This is a genomic window from Immundisolibacter sp. (assembly GCF_028696615.1).
GTDB lineage: Bacteria > Pseudomonadota > Gammaproteobacteria > Immundisolibacterales > Immundisolibacteraceae > Immundisolibacter.
In genome coordinates this window covers 1-3497 of sequence record NZ_JAQVGQ010000249.1, presented here as the reverse complement: position 1 = coordinate 3497, position 3497 = coordinate 1, and the positions used below count along the sequence as shown (strand labels likewise).

The following is a 3497-nucleotide window of genomic DNA, read 5'->3' as shown; positions in this document are numbered from 1 at the left end:
GTACGAGCAGTTCAACGCCGTCGCCTTCCTGGCGCACCCGTACCGCAACCCGGTGATCGGCTGGGAGGACGACCTGGCCACGCTGACCGTGGACGATCTGAAGGACTGGTACCGGCGCTGGTACCAACCCAGCAACGCCACGCTGGTGGTGGTCGGCGACGTCGACCCGGCGCGGGTGTTCTCGCTGGCGCGGCGCTATTTCGGCGGCCTGCCGGGCGGGCAGGTGGCGCCGCTGAAACGGCAGATGGAGCCCGCCCAGCGCGGCGAGCGGCGCCTGGAACTGAAAGCGCCGGCCGAGGTGCCGTACCTGCTCATGGGTTATCACGTGCCGTCGGCCAGCGCCGACGCCGCCGATTGGGAGCCGTACGCGCTGGAGGTGCTGGCCGGCGTGCTCGACGGCGGCGAGAGCGCGCGCCTGGCCAGCCAGCTGCGCCGTGGCCAGGAAATCGCCGCCAGCGCCGGCGCCGGCTACCGCGCCTTCCAGCGCGCGCCGGGGCTGTTCCTGTTGGAAGGCACGCCGGCGCCGGGCCACACGGTCGAGGAACTCGAACAGGCCCTGCGCGCCCAGGTGCGGGCGCTGGCCCAGCAGCCGGTGGCGGCCGACGAGCTCGAGCGCGTCAAGGCGCAGGTGGTGGCGGCCGAGGTGTTCCAGCGCGACTCGGTGTTCTACCAGGCCATGCGCATCGGTCTGCTGGAGACCATCGGCATCGGTTGGCGCGTCGGCGAGGACTACGTGCGGCGCATCCGCGCCGTCACGCCCGAGCAGGTGCAGCAGGTGGCGATGCGCTATCTGGGCGAGGACAAGCTCACCGTGGGCGTGCTGCGCCCGCAGCCGGGCGCCTTGCCCAAACGCCCGCCGGCGGTGTTGCCGGGCGGTCGCAACGACATCGGGGGCTGACATGCGCGCCACGGAACGCGGTTTGATGACACGCCCGCTGCGCCAGGCGCTGTTCGGCCTGCTGGCCGGCCTGCTCAGCGGCGCCGCCGGCGCCATCCCGGCCATCGACACCTGGACCACCGCCAGCGGCGCGCGGGTGCTGCTGGTCAGCACGCCGGATCTGCCGATCGTCGACCTGCGCGTGGCCTTCGACGCCGGTTCCGCCCGCGACGACGCCACCCCGGGGCTGGCGCGCTTCACCAGCGGGCTGCTGTTCGACGGCGCCGACGGGCTGGACGCGCAGGCCATCGCCAGCGGTTTCGAGCGCCTTGGCGCGCAGTACGGCGCGCAGGCCGAGCGCGACATGGCGGTGGTGTCGCTGCGCTCGCTGGTCGATGCGCCGCAGCTCGGCCCGGCGGTGGACCTGCTCGCGCGCATCCTGGCCAAGCCGGATTTTCCCGACGATGCGGTGGCGCGTGCCCGGCGCACGCTCGAGGTGGCGCTGGCGCAGCAGCGCGAGCAGCCGGGGCAGATCGCCAGCCGCGCCTTCTACCAGGCCGCCTACCGCAGCCATCCGTACGCCAACTGGCCGGACGGCGAGCCCGAGACGCTGGCGCTGCTGACGCGGTCGGCCGCGCAGGGTTTCCACCGCCGCTACTACGTGGCGCGCAACGCCGTGCTGGCCATCGTCGGCGATCTGGACCGCCCGGCCGCGCAGGCGCTCGCCGAGCGCCTGCTGTCCGGTTTGCCGTCCGGCGCGCCGGCGCCGGCGCTCGGCGCCGTGCTGCCGTTGGCGCAGGAGGTGAACGAGCGTATCCATCACCCGTCGGCGCAGGCGCACATCCTGCTCGGCGCGCCGGTGCTCACGCGCGATGATCCGGACTATTTCCCGCTGGTGGTCGGCAACCACGTGTTGGGCGGTTCGGGCCTGGTGTCGCGCGTCAGCAACGTGATTCGCGAGCAGCGCGGCCTTGCCTACAGCGCCTACAGCTATTTCATCCCCATGCGGGCGGCCGGACCGTTCGTGATGGGCCTGCAGACGCGCGGCGATCAGGCCGGCGAGGCAACCGCGCTGCTGCGCCAGACGCTGGACGAGTTCATCGCCGACGGCCCGAGCGAGCAGGAGCTCGCCGCCGCCCAGCGCAACCTGACCGGCGGCTTCCCGTTGCGCCTGGACAGCAACAAGGACATCGTCGAGTACCTGGCCGTCATCGGCTTCTACCGCCTGCCGCTCGACTGGCTGGACCGCTACGTCGAGCGCGTCAACGCCGTCACCGTGCAGCAGGTGCGCGATGCCTTCGCGCGGCGCATCGATCCCGAGCGGCTGGTGCTGATCCGCGTCGGTGGCGATGCGGCGACCGGCAGCCGATGAGCGGGCCGCGCAACGAGGTGCGCATCATCGGCGGGCGCTGGCGCGGCCGGCGGCTGCGCTTTCCGGCCGACGCCGGCATCCGGCCGACGCCCGACCGGGTGCGCGAGACGCTGTTCAACTGGCTGCAGGGCGTCATCGACGGGGCGCGCTGTCTGGACCTGTTCGCCGGCAGCGGGGCGCTGGGCATCGAGGCCCTGTCGCGCGGCGCCGACAGCGCGGTGCTGGTGGAGCGTGATGCGCGCGTGGCGGCTTACCTGCGCGACACCTTGAAAGCGCTCGACGCCCCCGCGGGCGAGGTGCGGCAGGCCGACGCGGCGGTGTTCTTGCGCGGCGCCGGGCGGCGTTTCGACCTGGTGTTCCTGGACCCGCCGTTCGCCGACCAGGCGCTCGCGCCGCTGCTGGCGCAGCTCGCCGCCAGCGGCCAGCTCGCCCCGCAGGCGCGCGTCTACATCGAACACGCCGCCCGCGACGGCATGCCGCAGCTGCCGCCGGGCCTGGTGCCCTGGCGCAGCAAGCGCGCCGGGGAGGTCGGTTATCATCTGCTGGCGTGGGAAGGCGGCTGAGGAACTGCCGCGCTGCGGCCATCACGCCACGACCCAGGGGAGCGCATGGCAACCGTCGTCTATCCGGGATCGTTCGATCCCATCACCAACGGCCATGCCGACCTCATCCAGCGCGCGGCGCGGCTGTTCGATGAGGTGATCGTCGGCATCGCCCGCAACATCAGCAAGCAGCCGTTGTTCGGCCTGGACGAACGCATCGACCTGGTGCGCGCGGTGATCGGTGATCTGCCGAACGTGCGCGTGATGCCGATCGACGGCCTGCTGGTCGATTTCGTCACCAGTCAGGGGGCACAAGTCATCCTGCGCGGCCTGCGGGCGGTGTCCGATTTCGAGTACGAGTTCCAGCTCGCCACCATGAACCGCCACCTGCGCCCGCAGGTCGAGACCATTTTTCTGACCCCGGCCGAGCAACACGCGTTCATCTCCTCGAGCCTGGTCAAAGAGGTGGCGCGCTTCGGCGGCGACGTGTCGGTGTTCCTGCACCCGGCGGTGGCGGCCGCGCTGCGCGCGCGCATGGCGCCGGCCTGAGGGGGGCGGGCCGATGCGTGCCGTGCGCCGGCTGCTGGCGGCGCTGCTGATGGTGGTGCCGGCGTGGCTGGCGGCGGCTGAAATCAAGCTGCCGGATGCGACGCTGATCGACCAGCGCCTGGCCGCCGCGCAGACCGACAAATCCCTGACCGACAGC

General features: G+C 72.4%; 4 protein-coding genes. All 4 read left to right on the top strand.

Annotation, left to right across the window (positions count from 1 at the left end):
• The coding region (locus PHC73_RS12615) for a pitrilysin family protein (protein WP_300128859.1) at positions 1-898 on the top strand (898 nt) is incomplete at its 5' end.
• Positions 899-923: 25 nt separating this feature from the next.
• Complete coding sequence (locus PHC73_RS12610) at positions 924-2249, top strand: pitrilysin family protein (protein ID WP_300128855.1); 1326 nt, start codon at positions 924-926, stop codon at positions 2247-2249.
• Positions 2246-2812: a 16S rRNA (guanine(966)-N(2))-methyltransferase RsmD gene (gene rsmD / locus PHC73_RS12605; protein ID WP_300128852.1), complete on the top strand. Its 567-nt coding sequence runs from the start codon at positions 2246-2248 to the stop codon at positions 2810-2812. Before PHC73_RS12610 ends, rsmD begins: the two co-directional genes overlap by 4 nt.
• A gap of 45 nt (positions 2813-2857) precedes the next feature.
• Positions 2858-3340, top strand: a complete 483-nt coding sequence (gene coaD / locus PHC73_RS12600) for a pantetheine-phosphate adenylyltransferase (protein WP_300128850.1) — start codon at positions 2858-2860, stop codon at positions 3338-3340.
• Positions 3341-3497 lie beyond the last annotated feature (157 nt).

Excerpts from the sequence above, each read along its gene's own strand:
- coaD (WP_300128850.1), top strand. The coding sequence starts at position 2,858 with ATGGCAACCGTCGTCTATCCGGGATCGTTCGATCCCATCACCAACGGC.
- rsmD (WP_300128852.1), top strand. The coding sequence starts at position 2,246 with ATGAGCGGGCCGCGCAACGAGGTGCGCATCATCGGCGGGCGCTGGCGC.
- PHC73_RS12610 (WP_300128855.1), top strand. The coding sequence starts at position 924 with ATGACACGCCCGCTGCGCCAGGCGCTGTTCGGCCTGCTGGCCGGCCTG.